General features: G+C 34.9%; 10 protein-coding genes. All 10 read right to left on the bottom strand.

Annotated elements, in window-relative coordinates:
- Nucleotides 1-14: 14 nt before the first annotated feature.
- A complete protein-coding gene (locus FFWV33_RS17940; protein ID WP_108742168.1) occupies nucleotides 15-518 on the bottom strand; it encodes a hypothetical protein in 504 nt (167 codons plus the stop codon).
- A 16-nt stretch (nucleotides 519-534) separates the two neighbouring features.
- Entirely contained in the window at nucleotides 535-2,358 is a 1,824-nt protein-coding gene (locus FFWV33_RS17945) for a RagB/SusD family nutrient uptake outer membrane protein (RefSeq protein ID WP_108742169.1), read from the bottom strand.
- Between the two features lie 11 nt (nucleotides 2,359-2,369).
- Complete coding sequence (locus FFWV33_RS17950) at nucleotides 2,370-5,495, bottom strand: SusC/RagA family TonB-linked outer membrane protein (RefSeq protein ID WP_159086073.1); 3,126 nt, start codon at nucleotides 5,493-5,495, stop codon at nucleotides 2,370-2,372.
- A gap of 557 nt (nucleotides 5,496-6,052) precedes the next feature.
- Complete coding sequence (locus tag FFWV33_RS17955) at nucleotides 6,053-8,137, bottom strand: hypothetical protein (protein WP_245891576.1); 2,085 nt, start codon at nucleotides 8,135-8,137, stop codon at nucleotides 6,053-6,055.
- Between the two features lie 183 nt (nucleotides 8,138-8,320).
- Nucleotides 8,321-10,666 (bottom strand): glycoside hydrolase family 2 TIM barrel-domain containing protein, encoded by a 2,346-nt coding sequence (locus tag FFWV33_RS17960; protein WP_108742171.1) that lies wholly within the window; start codon nucleotides 10,664-10,666, stop codon nucleotides 8,321-8,323.
- Nucleotides 10,659-12,179, bottom strand: a complete 1,521-nt coding sequence (locus FFWV33_RS17965) for a sulfatase family protein (RefSeq protein ID WP_108742172.1) — start codon at nucleotides 12,177-12,179, stop codon at nucleotides 10,659-10,661. The genes FFWV33_RS17960 and FFWV33_RS17965 overlap by 8 nt, the downstream gene beginning before the upstream one ends.
- 8 nt (nucleotides 12,180-12,187) lie before the next feature.
- Nucleotides 12,188-13,546, bottom strand: a complete 1,359-nt coding sequence (locus tag FFWV33_RS17970; protein ID WP_108742173.1) for a sulfatase — start codon at nucleotides 13,544-13,546, stop codon at nucleotides 12,188-12,190.
- A 31-nt stretch (nucleotides 13,547-13,577) separates the two neighbouring features.
- Complete coding sequence (locus FFWV33_RS17975) at nucleotides 13,578-14,465, bottom strand: sialate O-acetylesterase (RefSeq protein ID WP_108742174.1); 888 nt, start codon at nucleotides 14,463-14,465, stop codon at nucleotides 13,578-13,580.
- 4 nt (nucleotides 14,466-14,469) lie between these two features.
- A complete protein-coding gene (locus tag FFWV33_RS17980; protein ID WP_108742175.1) occupies nucleotides 14,470-16,056 on the bottom strand; it encodes a sulfatase family protein in 1,587 nt (528 codons plus the stop codon).
- Nucleotides 16,057-16,359: 303 nt separating this feature from the next.
- Nucleotides 16,360-17,274 carry an alpha/beta hydrolase gene (locus FFWV33_RS17985; RefSeq protein WP_108742176.1) on the bottom strand — a complete coding sequence of 305 codons (915 nt, stop codon included), beginning with the start codon at nucleotides 17,272-17,274 and terminating at the stop codon, nucleotides 16,360-16,362.
- Nucleotides 17,275-17,345: the final 71 nt, after the last annotated feature.

Raw genomic sequence — 17,345 nt, forward strand, 5'->3', positions numbered from 1 at the left:
TCATTATTTATTCCTTAAATTACTTTGATTTTGAATGTTTGTTCAAAAACCCAAACGCCATCAATCAAAACTGCTTCAACTGGTACAGAACCTTTGTATGTTACCTTCTCTTTAAAAGTATCTCTTAAAGTTACTGTGTAATCACCTGCCGTAGGAAATAAAATGAATACGGTATAATCTGTTGTTGTCAATCCTTTTGAAGGATCGATGAACGCAGTTAAGTCATTAACTGTTCCTACAGGGCTAGCATTTTTAAAACCTGGAAGTAAAAAACTTGCTCCAGTACTAATTTTCCATTCGTGAGTCAAAGCTCCTTGCGAAAGATCATAGACTGACAATGCCTTGCCTGCAACAATTTCTGTTGGTGGAGGTGTTACGGTTGCTGTTGTAACGTTTAGACCATTACTAGCATACCAAGTAACATCAGAGTATGACGGTGTTCCTGTGATTGATTCTTTCTCACAACCCGTGAAAAAGAAACCAATACTCACTAATACTATTATTATTAATTTTTTCATCTTAATTGCTTTTATATTATTTAAGTATATTCGGATTTCTATTTAACTCACTATTAGGTATTGGTAAATAATCATTTTTACTACCTGCGATGTTATAATTACGAGAAGGGAAATCAAATTCATTCGGAATTAAAGTAGCGCCAGTTGCTGGAGCATTTAAAACAGATGCGTTATTTTTTACTGCAGTACCACCAGTTGATTTTGTATAGGTGAAGTTTTTAACATAATAATTAGTTGCTGCAAGCTCTTCGAAACGAGATTTCAATTTACCCCATCTTCTTAAATCTGAGAAACGTGAAGAACAACCCTCTGCAGAAAGTTCCAGTGGTTTGTCAACATACATTAATTGATCCATTAAAATATTTGCATTCAAGTAATCTTTTGAAGTATCATATGTTTTTCCAGCAAATTCTCCTGAACCTGCAGGTCCTAACAATACCAATCCCCATCTTTCACGAATTCTGTTCATTAACTTTAATGCTCCAGAAACATCTCCAGTTTTGATTAAACATTCAGCTTGCATCAAATACACTTCTGAAAGTCTATTAACCACAACATTTTTTGATGATTTTTGACTTCCTAAGGGTAGTGAATTCTCCCCAGTATAACCCGCTTGATCTGTATTTAAGTATTTTTTGTACAAACTTATGTTCCCAAAGAATCCACCTGTCGCTGTTGCGTTAAAACCAAGATTCAAACTTGGTGATGCAGAGTTTGGAGCTGCTGCTTCAATTCCGTTTGCAAATTTATAAACAGGAGTTTGCAAATCTTCTGGAAGAATAACCATTGCCGAAGCTCTTAAAGAAACCCCACGTAGGTTTACAGGTAGAATCACACCACCTTTGTAATTTCTGCTATCAAGTAAATCCATTTTCTCTGACTTGTATGCATAAGCTACCCAAGCAGGAGGTGAAAACATATTATTACTACTTATTGACAAGAAAGCTAATCTATTTGTAGTTGATTCTTCATCAAACAAACCTAAATCAGGACGTAAACTAATATCGTAGATTACTTCAAAAATAGATTCTTTGTTAAATTCACCCGCTGTAGTAAACATTTTAGACATATCTCTCTCTAAACTGTAGTTCGAATTTGTGATAACTTTGTTAAAATTAATTTTAGCTTTTTCTAGATCATCTCCTTCATACAAATAGCTAGTTCCCAATATAGTTGCTGCAGTAGCTTGATTCACGTGACCTTTCTCTGCATTGATATCTGGTAATAAGTTATCCACTGCATATTGCAAATCTTTTCTAAAGAATTCAATAACCTTTGCAGATGGTGAAACCGATCCAAACAAATCTTCTTTGGTTATTGGAGTATGATCTACAATAAGGACATTTCCGTTGTTATACGAATTATGTATGTAAAAATGGAATAAACCTCTGAAGAAACGTGCTTCAGCCATTTGTTGTTTCCAACGTACTGGATCCGATTTTGCTTCAATTTTATTTAGCGCTTCAATTACTTGATTTGCTCTGTAAATTCCTTTGTAACATCCGTCCCATTTTTGAAACACGGCTTTTACATCTCCATTAAAGGTTTGAGTAAAAAACGTTACCGATTGATCTCCTACAGATGCATTTGCATATGGGCGAGTAGCCGCATAATAACCCATATCTGATCGTACGGTCTCTTCTCTAACATTGAAAATGGTTGTGTTCAACAAGGTTACATACAATGCTGTAATTCCTTGACTGGTTTCATCTAAATTATTCCAGTATGAAGCTGTTGTGGAGTAATTTGGATTTATTTCTGTCAAGTCTGGGTTACAAGAACTTAAGGAAAGTCCAGCAACTAAGGCTAATGATATATATTTATAAAAATCTTTTTTCATCACTAAATAATTTAAAAATTAAAATTCAATCCTACTAAATACGATTTTACAAAAGGATAATTCCCTTTATCCAATCCTCTTCTACTAACATTACCACCTACTTCAGGATCATAACCTGTATACTTTGTAAATGTGAATAAATTTTGTCCTGTTAAATAGATTCTAAATTTATCAACTCCAATAGATTTAAGTGTTTTTTTAGACAAACTATACCCTAAAGTAATATTTCTAATTCTTAAGTAAGAACCGTCTTCTATGAACAAATCAGATATTGGTAAGTAATTGTCATGTGTTAAGAATGTACCTCTGTAGGCTGGCAATTTCCCTGTTGGATTTGCTTCAGAATACGAGTTCAAAATCTCTTCACTTCTTCCTAATGCTACAGCAGTTGCTCTAGAACCATTAACAATCTCCTGCCCTACAGCAGCATATGCATTTACATATAAATCGAAATTGTTATAATCTAAACTTAAGTTGTAACCAATTTCAAATTTAGGTAAACCACTACCACCATAAACTCTGTCTTGATCATCAATTTTCTTATCATTATTTTGGTCGATATAAATTAAATCACCCATTTTAGCTCCCGGTACAATAAGTTGGTAAGCAGCTAATTTTTCTGGAGTATCTACAAGTCCATTTGTTTTTCTGATAAAGAAAGCACCAGCTTCGTAGCCTCTTGCAATTGCAGTAATACTTGTTAAAGTTGAATTTGCACCTGCTCCAGGAACAATTCCTGAATCGGTTGTTAAACTATAAGGTGTATCTGTTGCAGTGTTGGTAACGACATTTTTATTCGTTGTAAATGTACCGTTCATTCTGTATTTCAATTTTCCGATTCTATCTCGGAAACCTACTGCTAACTCAAATCCTTTGTTTGTCATATTACCAACATTCAAAACAACTTGGTTATTGTTCGAAAGTGGTCTTACTGAAAAACCAGCACCGTTTGAAGTATCATTTAACCCTGTTGAACCAGGTAGAGATAATTGAAACAACATATCGTTTTTGTTCGTTTCATAATACTCTGCACTAACTGTTAATTTGTTTTTAAAGAAACCTAAGTCAATACCAAAGTTCTTTTGAACTGAAGTTTCCCATTTTACATCGGCATTACCTAATGCATTTTGAATTGATGCAGTAGAATTGGTAGCGAAAGGATATACTAAATCTCTATAAATTGTATTGGTATATGAATAGTCATCAAATGATTGATTACCCACAGTACCATTACTCAATCTGATTTTGAAGTTGTTGATTACATTACTCAATGGTTTAAAAAATGCTTCATCAGATACATTCCAAGCAGCAGAAACAGATGGAAACAATCCCCAACGGTTTTGAGCAGCAAATCGAGAAGAACCATCTCTACGAATACTTGAACTAATCAAATATTTCCCTTTGTAGTCATATTGCATTCTACCAATGTATCCTGCTAAACGAGTAACATAGTCTGGTCCTGATGTAATATTTGCTACACCGGTTGTACCATTAAAAACCTGAATATCATTATCAACAACTGTTCTTTTATTGGCTGTAAACTGATTGTTTTGATAATGCTCTCTAGAAGTAGCCAACGTCAATGTTAAGTGGTGATCTTCGTTAATTTTTGTATCATAATTCAAAGAAGCATCCCAGTTAATTGAAGTACGTCTCTGATCTTGGTTTTCTACATAACTAGAAATAGGATTGTTTACAGCAACTCCTGTTTGTGCATTAACAAAACTTTGAAACGGAATAAACCTTGCACGGTTAGAATAAAAATCATTAAAACCTGCTCTAGTTGTAAAATTCAATCCTTTTATTAATTCATAACCTAAACTAATATTACCAAAAGATCGTGTAGATTTAGTTATATCACTAATATTTAGACTATTCACAATACTTGTATTCGTATTTTGATCTGCTCCTCCAAAAGTATCTACTTGATCAGCATTTGGATCCAATAAAGGCTGTGTTGGTTGGTAACGGATTAATTGCTGAATAGTATTTGCAGCTCCTCTATTATTAGATTCTTTGGTAATACCAATCCCTAAATCAATCGTCAATTTATCCTTTTTGTAATTTACATTCGATCTTGTATTAAAACGATTAAAATTAGACTTTAAAATAACTCCATTTCTATCATAAAAACCAGCTACCATCGAATATTTAAGATCTTTAGATCCTCCGCTAACATTTACATTATAATTTTGAGTATATGCATTATCAACAAATAGCAATCTAGAAATATCATTGTCATACTGAAATCTATCTGGACTATTTACAAAATTCGAAATTCCGATAGCATTATCTTTTGTCCCATCATTTCTTTGCAACAATACGTCAGTGTACGTTTGATCTCTGGCATTAAGCAACGGAATTGCAGATCCTAAACGGTCAAAACTACGACTTGCATCAACCCTCACACTCATAGTTCCTGCTTTACCTTTTTTGGTAGTAATCAAAATTACACCTGCAGCACCACGCGTACCATAGATTGCAGCCGATGCAGCATCTTTTAATACATCAATAGTTTCTACTTCACTTGGAGCAATTCCAGGGTCACCCTCTTGCGGTATACCATCTACCACATACAAAGGAGTATTTCCTCCAATGATAGAAGTCACCCCTCTGATCAAAATTTCTGAAGGAGTTCCTGGTTCTCCTGAACTCACTACATTTACTCCAGATATTTGCCCTTGCAAAGCATTACCCAAATCAGAGGTTACGATGTTGGCAATATCTTCAGCCTTAACGCTCGCTACTGCTCCAGTTATTTCCTTTTTCTTTTGTGTTCCGTAACCAATTACAACAACTTCTGATAGATCTTGCGCTACCGACTTCATTCTAACGGTCATATTATTGGAAGCTTTCATATTAGTCGTTCTCATACCTACATAAGTAAAAACCAATAAATCTCCTTCGTTTGCTTTCACAGTAAATTTACCGTCAAAATCTGTTGCAGTTCCTTTTGTGGCACCTTTAACAACAATGGAAACTCCTGGAATAGGAAATCCATCCTCTTCCCCAACCACCTTACCTTGTATGGTGTTACTTTGCGCCTGAGCACCTAGCGTACAAAACAATGCAAGTAGGCTAAATAACAAAAAACGGCCCATTGCATTTTTTGACTTATTTATATTTCTAATTTTCATTTGATTCATTTTTATTGGATTCTTTTTTTATTTTCGTCTACTTAAATTGTTGGTTAAGTAGTAGCAGTTATCTTAAAACAATAACAAGGAGCATTTTTCGATATTAACTTTTACCGAAAGTGACTTATTTGTATTTTACACACATCAATCATTTGATTTACTTTTTGCTTCATAATAATTAGTTTTAGTTTGGTTTATACCGACTTTTTAACTTAAAATTTAATTGAATAGAGTTAAAATACTGTCATAAATTAAAAAATGAATATTTGTAATTTATTTTCTTCGAAAAGACAAATTCCACCATAATTCACTACAATCCGTTAATAATTTTATGATTTTAAAATAAATTATTAACTATTTTTACGAACTGCATAATTTCAAAAAAGTCGATTGTACAAATAAAGCCAAATTACACAGATATAATTTTACCTATTTTACCCTCTATTAACACTTTCTTACCTTTATATTACCAAATCATTAGCATTTTTTTAAGAACAAAAAAAAGCTACAAACCTCAATTGAGGTTTGTAGCTTGATTAACTACCAAATGTTTGTTACTAGTGCTTTAGCCCTACCTGAAAACTTCCTTTCGAAACCTTCCCATCTTTATAGGTTACTTCATAGCCAAAACCAGGAACTTCTTTACCTTCTTTTGTTTTTTGTTTCACTGGACCCAAATTTACAAGCACTACTGTACCTGAAGAGAATTTTGATCTTTGTAGATTAAAATCAGGACTTAAGTACTCATGCGATTTCAATTCGGCAAAAAATGTTTCCTTATTTACTGGGCTTACTACTTCGTTGGCCATTTTAATCATGTCTTTCATTCCATCAAATTCATAAGGCGAGAAGAATATAGTTGATCCAACACCAAACAAAATATTACGAAGTGATTTTACAGCAAAATCCCCATTTTCAGATATTTGATTGTCTGGATCCTGGATTTTACCAAAAACACCAATTGCATCATGAAACACCAAATTAAACAATGGTGCTCTATGTGATATTTGAGCCAAACTAGAATTGAGATACGTCATCCCTTCAAACATATCAAAATACGGAATATATTGTTGCTGACCATGTTCTGTTCCATTAACCAAATTTTTTGAATCAAGGTATTTAGCTAAATTAAAGTAGCCCGTATTATCTTCATCTGCAAAGTAAGAGAACGATATGTCGGTAATATCTGCTTCAAGACCTAAAGCAGCAATTTCTTTATCAAGACTTTTTTGCGCTAATCCCAATTGTTTATTTTGATCAATATTCGCCCAACGACTTCCTGTATTTTTCAAATTCCCTTTGTCATTTGTAGCAAACAGGCCAGTGTCAAATTTTGGGTCATTTTCCAATGTTGCCGAATACGCATGATAAGACGAATATAAGTATCCGTATTTTTTAGTTAAATCTACCGCTTCTTTCAAACCAGCAACACCTCCTAAATTCTCATTAATTGGCCAGCAATTTGGCACAAAATTAGAAAAAACACCCCACGCATGGAAAAATGCATTATCAACTTTTAATTCATCATGAGTTGTTTTAATCATATCAGACAATTCTTTGAAGGTAAATGTCATGCCTGGCATCTCTACATAATGAGGGTAACCACCGTACACACCCATATATACAGCACCAGCTAACTTTTTAACATCTGGATCTCTCTTTGCTTTATCCTCCAATGAAACAAAAAAGCCTCTCTTAACAGCTTCTTTTCTATAGACTTTTGCCATATCTACATAATTTCCATTAGGAATAAATTGATAACTCATTAGCTTAAGCTGATCTTCCTTTTTTAAATTCCAAATTGGCTCCAAGTAGGCAATTCGTTTGTTTGGTGACATCTTCCCTTCAGAGTTGTACAAGTATTGTCCATTATTGTTGATATTATAAAACATCTTAGGTCTTGAAGCTTCGTCAACTATACCAATTACAGCCGATTTTTCATTATAAGTTCCCCACCATGGCATTGATAAACCTGAGGCATTGAACAAATCTAGTGTTCCTGTAGATTTTGCAGTATAGGTAGCATCATCCCACATACAAAAAGAACCACCATTCATTGGGAAAATGTAGGACGGGCAGATAACTCCTTGCTTTTGAGGAATGACCGCCGCTCCTTTATCAACATCTGTCTCTAAGCTAAAAGCTCTTGTCGGATATCTTAGATCTGATAATTTGTATTTTCCTCCTTTATATGAAACCACTTCAATATCTAGTTTTGACATCGTTGGGTCCAAACGCAATTCAGTATCAATACTAATTCCTTCAAGTGTTTGACCTTCAAAGACAGGGTCTACAAACGAAATAGCTACAACATCCTTCGATTTCCTTTGCAACTTAATTGTTTTACTTTTCGAAATATTCAAAGTCTCCGATTTGCCATTCACGGTAACTCCCAAAATACCTGCCGCTTGTTCCCATGGATCTGGATTCCATTGTTGACCCGATATTTTTTCTAATACAGTAAAACAGCCATTTTTTTGGTCAACGGTAACTTTCAGATATTTATTTTCCAAAACGATTGATGATTCATCTCCTTTGCTAGTTACCCCTTTTTGCACGCCCGAAAAACTCGAAAACAGTACAATGCAACAAAACGCACCTAGTGCTTTCATCCCCAATATTCGGTTATTTATCTTTCTCATATTTTGATTTTTTTTAAACAAATAAAAATACACCTTATCAAACACTTTTACATTAGTATTTTTACCTTCTTATTCCTCATTTTTATCCCATCACTAAAACCTTTGGTATAAAAAAAGGCAGCAATAAATTTACATTTACTACTGCCTTCCACAAATAAACACTACTTTATTTTATTGATACATTTATTTAGCAGGTTTTAAACAGCTACTTCCTTTTAAGGTACTGCTTGCCGCTTGAAAAGTTATTTTCCCTCTTTTAGTCCCAATTCTTACCAAAGCTGTTGCAATTCCTGCTTCTGCTGTTATAGGGCCAACGTTCATAACTTCAGCATCTCCTTTTATTGAAAAATCTATTTTTTTATCGAAAGCAGGAACCACTGTTCCGTTTTTGTCTACGGCCGCTATGTAAACAAAAATAACATCGTTTACATTTGACTGTGGTTTTTTACCACTTTCGTCAAACCAAATCTTTAATTTATGAGGCGCTTCTGGTGTTTTGACAGACACTTTTTTTACTTCCTTTCCATCAATATAACCTACAGCCTTCAACTCACCTGCTTGAAAAGAAGGGATTTTAAATGTAAAAGGCGCATGGCTAATTTTTGTTGTGTTTTTATCAACATCCGGTTTTTGAGAAGCAACACTTTTTCCGTTCAAGAATAATTCGACTTGATCGCAGTTGCTAAAAACCTTTACATCCAAATTCGAATCGGCATTCCAATAACTAGCAATTTTCAGTACTACTACTTCTTTTGGACTTTTTTGACTAGCATAAAAATCATATCCAAATTTTGGCAACCTAAAAATATCCATGATTCCCGAAGACTCTATTTCGTCATGATAGCCACGGTTGTAATCATACATTACCCAGTATCCATCGCCCATCACGCCCGTTGCAAGATTGTCATTATGAGATTCCTGCAAATTATAAGCTTGCTGTACCAATGCTTTTTCACCTTCGGCTCTTAAATGGCGACTGCTTTTTTCAAGGCGTAAACCTTTAGGCATCTTATCTTGATTCAATCCACCATTAGAGGAATAATATTCCCAATCTCCATATTCGGATACAAAGTAAGGCTTGTCCGCATGGTTTTCGTTTCCATGAATAATTCTGTGTTGTCTTGACTGAAAATAGATATCGTATACTTCTGGCATCCATCCTGATGAAAATGCTTGACTTCCTGGATATTCTTCATGGACTCTTTTATTCAATTCTTCCATAAAAAAGATTGGCATTTTAGTTTCGTTCAATGAAACTTCCCAAGAAACAACCGATGGATGGTTGCGGTCTCTACGAATTAAATCTGTAGCGGCATTGTAGCAAAAATTTCTAAAAGCATCTGTATCTGCATAATATTGCCATCCTAGAATAGCATCAACAACAAAAATTCCTAACTCATCACAAGCGGCTAAAAAAGCGGGTGATTGTGGGTAGTGAGACAAACGAATACAGTTAAAACCAGCCTCTTTAATCTTTTTTGCATCACGGTATTGTGCGTTATCCGAAAGTGCATAACCAATAAATGGATACTCCTGATGACGGTTTACCCCTCTCAAAAACATTTTTTCTCCATTTACATACAATTGATTGTCTTTAAATTGTAAAGAACGAATTCCGAAAGTAGTCATTTCTAGATCTTTCAACTTTCCGTCTACTACAACCTTCGTTTCTAACTGGTATAAATTAGGATCCGTTGGAGACCATAATTTCGCGTTGTTAATACGAATCAAAGCATTCAGCTCAACCGATTTTGTGGCTGCTAAGCCGTTTGAAATTGTTTTATTTTCTGCTACTTTCTTTCCTTTAAGATAAATGGTTTGCACACACTCGATATCTTGCGATGTACTAGTTTCATTTACTATATCTGTTTTAATAGCAACCTCACTTTCGTCAGTTGCAACTTTTGGAAAGGTTACAAAAACACCACCTCCAGCTTTTTTATTTGCCAACATTGGATTCGAAATATAAATTCTATCCTTGTAGCTAATCCATGCATCACGGTACAAACCACCGTACATATTAAAGTCTAATATCTTCAAAGGTTTCGGACCTGAAACTGGATTGTCTGTATTGTCTAATTTTACTGCAATAGTATTACTTTGTCCTATTTTGACAAAATCTGTAGCATCAATAACCACAGGCATATAGCCCCCAAGATGATCTGCAGCCAATTTGCCATTGATCCAAACTTGGGCTCGATTCATAGCGCCTTCTAGCTCAATAAATACCTTTTTATTTTTATTAGCAGAAGCTATTTCAAATTCTTTTCGGTACCAACATATGCCTTGCCATTGGTCATTTACGACCAAGGGTTCAATATTTGCCGTGTGCGGTAAACTTACCTCCAGCCATTTTGAGTCATCAAACTCAGTTTTGCTTAAAGCTTCGTCTGAACTTGTAGCAGCATTGATTTTTGAAAATTTCCAATCGTGATTAAAATTCAATTTTACTGATGGTGATTTTTGTCCTGTGATGATACTAGAGAGTAGCACCGCACAGGTAAACATCAAATTTTTAAATTTATTCATCTGATTTTTTAGTTTGTTTATTTTTTTTGTTTGCTGCTTTGTATTCTTGACCCATTTTATGAAAACCTATTTCAACTCCATCTAGCATTTGTTGGTATTGCTCCGGTTTTTCTTTTTTTACCCATTCCAAAACTTGGACTGCATCTGCAATTTCTGGCTCGTAAACATCACTTACAGGTTTCATTTTTTTGTCAAACCGTAGCGTCTTTTTGCGTAATTTTGTTAAAATAGAAGAATATTTTGTATCCATAGCGAGATTATGTAATTCCTCAGGATCTTTCTCTAAATTATACAATTCCTCGACAGGCTTTTTAGGAGCAAAAAACAATTTCTGAGCTTCATTCAACTTCCCTTCTTCATTCAATCGTCGCATTACATGTATAGCAGGCCTGTAAAATTCAAGGTATGCTTGGTGTGCATCATACGGAATCTCTGGTTTATCATTTCGAATATACTTCCATTTATCCGAAGTTATCGCTCTAGATTTCTCTAAGATTTCGTCCCATAAATCACGTGCAGCATAAACATAATCATTTTTAAATCCTTTTTTCAAGATAGATTTTCCTGTCATAAACGATGGTACTTTTACTCCTGCCAAATCCAAAATGGTAGCCGTAATATCTACCGCCGAAACAATCTCTTTACTCACATGTGGACCTGCATAATTTTTAGGATAATGCATAATAAACGGTATATGCAACCCTGGATCTTCAAGATATCCTTTACCTTTAATATTACATCTACCATTGTCACCAATAAAAATAACGATGGTGTTATCTGCTAATCCTTTATCTTCCAATTCTTTGAAGATCATTCCAACTTCATTGTCCAAAAATTCAATTTGATCCAAATATTTAGCCCAATCCAATCGTATTGCTGGATCATCTGCTAAATACGATGGCAATTTCACTTTGGCTGGATCAACAGGATGCTTTGATTTTGCTCTTACTTCGTTCCACCAATCACCTCTATGACTAGCAACCAACTGTATTTGAGCAAAAAATGGTTTATCATCATTTACAATTGTATCGTATTTATCAAATAAACCAAACTGTGTTTTACCATCCCAAGGACCTATTTGCTCTGACTTAAAATTGACATCCGTTTTACGACCTAGTCCCATCACAGATTGATTTCCTAAAATTGTTGTGTAACCCGCATCTCTAAGCAAAGCAGTAAAAGGTTTAAACTTTGAATCCAAAGGTACTTCTCTATTACTACGGTGATGTTGTGCATTAATTTTTAACTGATGCGTACCAACCATCATTGCAGAACGACTTGGAGAACAGATAGGATTAGTTACAAAACAATTATCATAACGTATTCCTTCTGCGGCCATCTTATTCAAATTTGGCGTTTTTACAGCTTCCATACCGTAGCATTCCAAATCTAGGCTCATATCTTCGGCCATTATCCATATAATATTAGGCCTCTTAATCTCTTTTTGAGCTATTGCCGAAACTGTCAATAATGATACTACAGCAAGAGTAAGTGTTTTTTTAAAATTTATCATTTTTTGATTTATTTTTTATTGTAAGCAGGAACCGCCTTTTTCTCCCATTTTGCTATATCTTTTTTCAATCTAGCAGCTTGTCTTAATTCAATATCAATTAAATCATGTTGTTCTGCTTGATCCTTTTTGATATTGAACAAATGAAATAGCCCGCTGTGGTATTTAATCAATTTCCAATCTCCTGCAATAACGGCAGCATATTGATCCTCATAACTACGGAAAAAATACAAACTTCTATCTTCTTTAAATTTTTCTCCTTTAACAATTGGCAACAAACTTTTACCATTAACTTGTTTGTCTTTGCAAACTTTTCCTCCTGCAATATCAACCAAAGTAGGAAAAACATCTATTGTCTGAATTGGAATTGCAGTACTCGTATTGGCTTTTGTAACTCCTGGGTAATACATTATAAACGGTACTCTTGCTCCACCTTCACCCAAGGTATTTCCACCTGTTTTACCTCCGCTCAAAGGAGCATTGCTAAAAAAACCACCTTGATCTGATGTAAAAAGAATTACTGTATTGTCTGCAATACCTTTTTCGATCAATGCCTTTCTAACCCTTCCTACCGATTCATCAACTGCTGAAATCATTGCAGCATATTCGGCATCTTTTCCTTTTAAACCTTCTTTTTTGTATTGTTCTACCCAGTCTTTTCTACCAATTTGTGGTCCATGTACATCATAATGAAAATAGGACAACATAAATGGTTTGTCTTTTTTATAGTTCGAAATAAAATCTACCGCTTTGTCTGCCAAAACCGTTTCCAAGTACAAATCACTTTTATCAAAACTTGCCAAAGGGTTTACATCTTTAAAAAATGGTGGGTAGTACCCTTTTGGATGTCCGTAATTACAAACGCCATAATCTTCATCAAATCCTTGCTTAGATGGATAATAACGAGCATCACCCAAATGCCATTTCCCTAAGAAAAAGTTGTAGTATCCTAATTCTTTCAATCGTTCAGCATAAGTGATTTCATCCAAAGGCAACATATTAATCGATGGCATTTGCACAGGATCATTTGGCCATAAACTAAAGTTGTTTATTGAATTACTCTTATCGTCAAAATCAATTCCGTTACCGTCATCAATATGTCTCACCATTTGAAAACGAACAGGTTCTCTACCTGTTAAAATTGAAGCTCTACTTGGACTACAAGTTGGCGTAGCAATATAAGCACGGCTAAACTCCATTCCGTCTTTTTTCAATTGATCGATGTTTGGTGTATGGAATTTTGCATTACGATACCCCAGATCGGCCCATCCTAAATCATCCACAAAAAAAAGTACAACATTTGGCTTTTTTTGTCCAAAACTGGTTTGTAGTGCCATTAAAATTACTAAGGCTACGATTGATTTTTTCATTATACTATATCTTAATTTAAACTAATTGTAATTATTGTAAATTTAGTAACGCTTCCGCAAAAGCTGTACCTAATCGATACTGTCCTTCGGCATTGTAATGCACATTATCCGAGTGTTTAGGGTAATCATTATAGGGTGCATCGGCAGTAGTTTTGATTGTCTTTACTTTCGATACTATTTCTGAAACTTTCCACTCTGCTGCTCTTACCGTTGCAGGTCCTGCAGAGAAGTCTCCGTAATGTGAATTAATTTGTCCCAGCACAAAAGGCATGTCTTTTACATTCAAATCAGCACGAACACGTTTGATAAGATTGACCAAATTAGCCTCATAGCTCAAAGCCGAAACTTCTTTGGCTGCATCATTTTCTCCTTGCATCCACCCCATTCCAATAATTTTATACACTTTACCTTCTCCTTCGATTCTTTTTATATTTTCCTTGACATCATCAATAAAACTAGCGTACAATTTCAACTCTCTTTTAAAACCTTCTGCTTCAACTTGAGCTGCTTTTTCGGCAGTCCAATCAGGATTCCAGGCGCCATACAAAGCAGTTCCACCCTGAGCCGTTTTGATTAGCAAAAACTTGTCTTTTGGAAATTTTTCTGCTAATACAATTCCAATCAATAATTCTGGTCCAAAAGCCTCTTCGAAACCATATTTATTTTTATGGCCTTTGGACAAATAAAAAGATAATGGTGTTGGTGCTTTTCCGGAATTACTTATTTGAACTCTATCTACAACCTTAGCCAAACGTTCTTTTACTGATGCATCCAAAGAAGTATAGTCTCCGGCACCAGCCATATTTGACTGACCTGCTAGCAAAACTATATTTACGGTCTTCTTATTTGTTTGCGCAAATGCATTTCCATAACTCAAAATAAAAACAAGAAACGCTACCAGTTTGAATGTACTCTTCATCTTCTTACTTTTTATCCATCATATCCATATCGATATCTTCTGGATTAATTCTAGATTTCTTGTACGGTTTGCCACTCATATAATTGTTATATAAATTTTGAACACCTTCTCCAAAATAAGGGTAATGATCAAACACATCACCATTACCAAGGATTCTAGGGTCATTTTCTTTAATTAATTTTTTCGTCAACTTTTTATTCATATTCGCCATCAATTTCGAATATTTTTCTTCTGAAGCTAAATTAGTAACGCAATAAGGATCTTTTTTTATGTCGTATAATTCATTTTCACCACGCTTACCAAAGTTTAATTCCCAGTATTTCATAATTCCTTCTTTTCGTCTAGAATCTAAAACTGCTGTTTTTGTTGGACTCGAATCACAGTTCAAATACCCTAATTCAGGATTCCCAACTGGCCATCTGTCAATTTTAAAATTGTGTAAGTATAAAAATCCGTCTTTGATAATTCCGCGCACAGGATACCCTTCATCATTTGGTCTTCCAACATCATGACGTTCTTTACCTACCAATTGATAGTCGCGATCTTTACAAACAGTACCAGACTTTTTTGAATATAAAATATCTGTTAGACTTCTTCCTGATAGTTTTTCCATTCCAGACTTTTTTTCTGAGATCCCAGCTAACTCTAAATACGTTGGAGCAAAATCAATAAAGCTCACTAGATCATCTACAACACGACCTGGATTTTTAATCCCGTTTGGCCACATGATCGCTAGTGGCATGTGGTTTGAATATTCGTAAACTTGCCCTTTAACACGAGGAAAAGGCATTCCGTTATCTGAAGTCACGATTACAATTGTATTTTCAAGTTCGCCAATTTCTGCCAACTTATTCAACATATTTTGTAGGTGTTTATCAAAATACTCTACCTCAAATGCGTAGTCCAGCATATCATTTCGTACATCTTCATTATCCGGCCAGAAAGTTGGAACCTCATTGATTTCGTCAATTGTTTTTCCTCCTACTTTGGCACCAGAACGAAATTCATATCCACGGTGTGGCTCCTTACCGCCATACCAAAAACAGAAAGGTTCTCCTTTTGGTCTCGCTTTTAAGAAAGCATCAAAATTTTTGGTGTAGTCAATATTTGCAATTCCCGTAGTAGGTGGTTTCAATTTAAATTCATTGTATTCTGGACCAGCTAATTCACGTTCTTTCCCGTTAATTTCTCCAGGGTTTCCTGGGCCCCAACCTTTTCCTGTAAATCCAACAAAAAATCCGTTTTCACCCAAAACTTCAGCATAGGTTTTAAACTTCGTTGGGAAATCTGGAGAATGGTTTGCGGCCGCTTCCAACTGCCAACTATTGCGACCTGTGATAATACAAGCACGTGAAGGTGCACATTTTCCGTTGGGCGTGTAGGCATTGTTGAACAAGATTCCTTTTTTGGCCACTTGATCAAATCCTGGCGTTTTCACCCATTTGCATCCATAGGCACTGAAATGTTTCCAGCCCGCATCATCTGCGATTGCAAATAAAATATTTGGTCTTTTGGCTTTCTTTTCTTGTGCGATAGTAATTTGACCAAAACCCAGTAACGAACCGATGGCAATTAATAATAGTTTTTTCATTGTATAAATAAATAAAGCTGAATAATTTTAGTTTAACAAAGTTTCAATTTTAATGCTATGTTAATGTCTGTACCCGTTTTTCAATCGTCTCTCTGAGTAAATTTTATGTGTTTTTAATTCAATTTTCATAGCATAACCGCTTTTACTGCTCTAAACCCTTATTTTTTTCGAAAATATAAACTGGAGCTTTACTTTTCCCTTTCGAACAAAATCAATAAAAATAGGCATGCTAATTCTCATGGCATTAAGATAAAATCCCAACACCTTCCTTTTACTCTCATAAAAAAATGGAATAGTTCTTACCTACGGAATCATCTTATTTGCTTCTAACCAAGAAAGCATGGAGTCAAACCAAGAAGCTTTGGTGGTTCTATTATTCAAACCAAACCCATGACCACCTGCTTGGTACACGTGCAACTCGCCCTTTACTCCTTCTTGAATTAACTTGGAATAGAAAAGCATACTATTTTGATACGGTACCGCTTTATCATCTGCAGCATGAACCAAAAAAGTCATTGGACTTTCCTTAGTTACGTGCAATTCATTGGAATATAATTTTATTTCCTCTTCTGATGGGTTGTTACCAATCAAATGTACTCTTGTTCCCTTGTGCTGAAACTCCCCAAAAGAAATCACAGGATAAACCAAAACCATAAAATCCGGACGCAAATTGGTATTCTTAGGGTTATCTATCACCACTTGATTAAAATGAGTTCCTGCTGTCGAAGCCAAATGCCCTCCTGCGGAAAACCCCATAATACCAACCTTATTGGCATCAATGTGGTATTCTGTAGCATTTTCTCTAACCAATTTCAAGGCTTGCTGTGCGTCTTGCAACGGACCTATCGTTTTGTCAACCATAATTTCATCTGATGGCAAACGGTACTTTAAAATGAAAGCGGTAATTCCGTTTTCGTTTAATTTGTTTGCAATCGAATATCCTTCATTCGTCATCGACACAATGCCATAACCACCTCCAGGACAAATAACCACTGCTGTTCCATTGGATTTGCCTTTTTTTGGATAAAAAACTAGCATCTCAGGATTTGTAATATTTTTTATTCGTATATTACCATCTGCAGCCGTATCAGCACTTTCAACGTAACCTGACGTTTGCTTACTGTTTGGAACCTGATCGTATAATTTTACAACTTTATCTTGCGCCATTGTACTACACCATACTAATAGCGACATGAAAATAATTACATTTTTTTTCATACTGACTAATTGATTATTCAAAGAAAATAATTTTCTTAAAAGGTTAATAAATTGTTTTTATCATGTAAGGG

It is taken from the genome of Flavobacterium faecale (genome assembly GCF_003076455.1).
GTDB classification, from domain to species: domain Bacteria; phylum Bacteroidota; class Bacteroidia; order Flavobacteriales; family Flavobacteriaceae; genus Flavobacterium; species Flavobacterium faecale.

Bases quoted from the DNA above. Each gene is read 5' to 3' on its own strand.
- FFWV33_RS17940 (WP_108742168.1), bottom strand. From the start codon at position 518: ATGAAAAAATTAATAATAATAGTATTAGTGAGTATTGGTTTCTTTTTC.
- FFWV33_RS17945 (WP_108742169.1), bottom strand. From the start codon at position 2,358: ATGAAAAAAGATTTTTATAAATATATATCATTAGCCTTAGTTGCTGGA.
- FFWV33_RS17950 (WP_159086073.1), bottom strand. From the start codon at position 5,495: ATGAAAATTAGAAATATAAATAAGTCAAAAAATGCAATGGGCCGTTTT.
- FFWV33_RS17955 (WP_245891576.1), bottom strand. From the start codon at position 8,137: ATGAGAAAGATAAATAACCGAATATTGGGGATGAAAGCACTAGGTGCG.
- FFWV33_RS17960 (WP_108742171.1), bottom strand. From the start codon at position 10,666: ATGAATAAATTTAAAAATTTGATGTTTACCTGTGCGGTGCTACTCTCT.
- FFWV33_RS17965 (WP_108742172.1), bottom strand. From the start codon at position 12,179: ATGATAAATTTTAAAAAAACACTTACTCTTGCTGTAGTATCATTATTG.
- FFWV33_RS17970 (WP_108742173.1), bottom strand. From the start codon at position 13,546: ATGAAAAAATCAATCGTAGCCTTAGTAATTTTAATGGCACTACAAACC.
- FFWV33_RS17975 (WP_108742174.1), bottom strand. From the start codon at position 14,465: ATGAAGAGTACATTCAAACTGGTAGCGTTTCTTGTTTTTATTTTGAGT.
- FFWV33_RS17980 (WP_108742175.1), bottom strand. From the start codon at position 16,056: ATGAAAAAACTATTATTAATTGCCATCGGTTCGTTACTGGGTTTTGGT.
- FFWV33_RS17985 (WP_108742176.1), bottom strand. From the start codon at position 17,274: ATGAAAAAAAATGTAATTATTTTCATGTCGCTATTAGTATGGTGTAGT.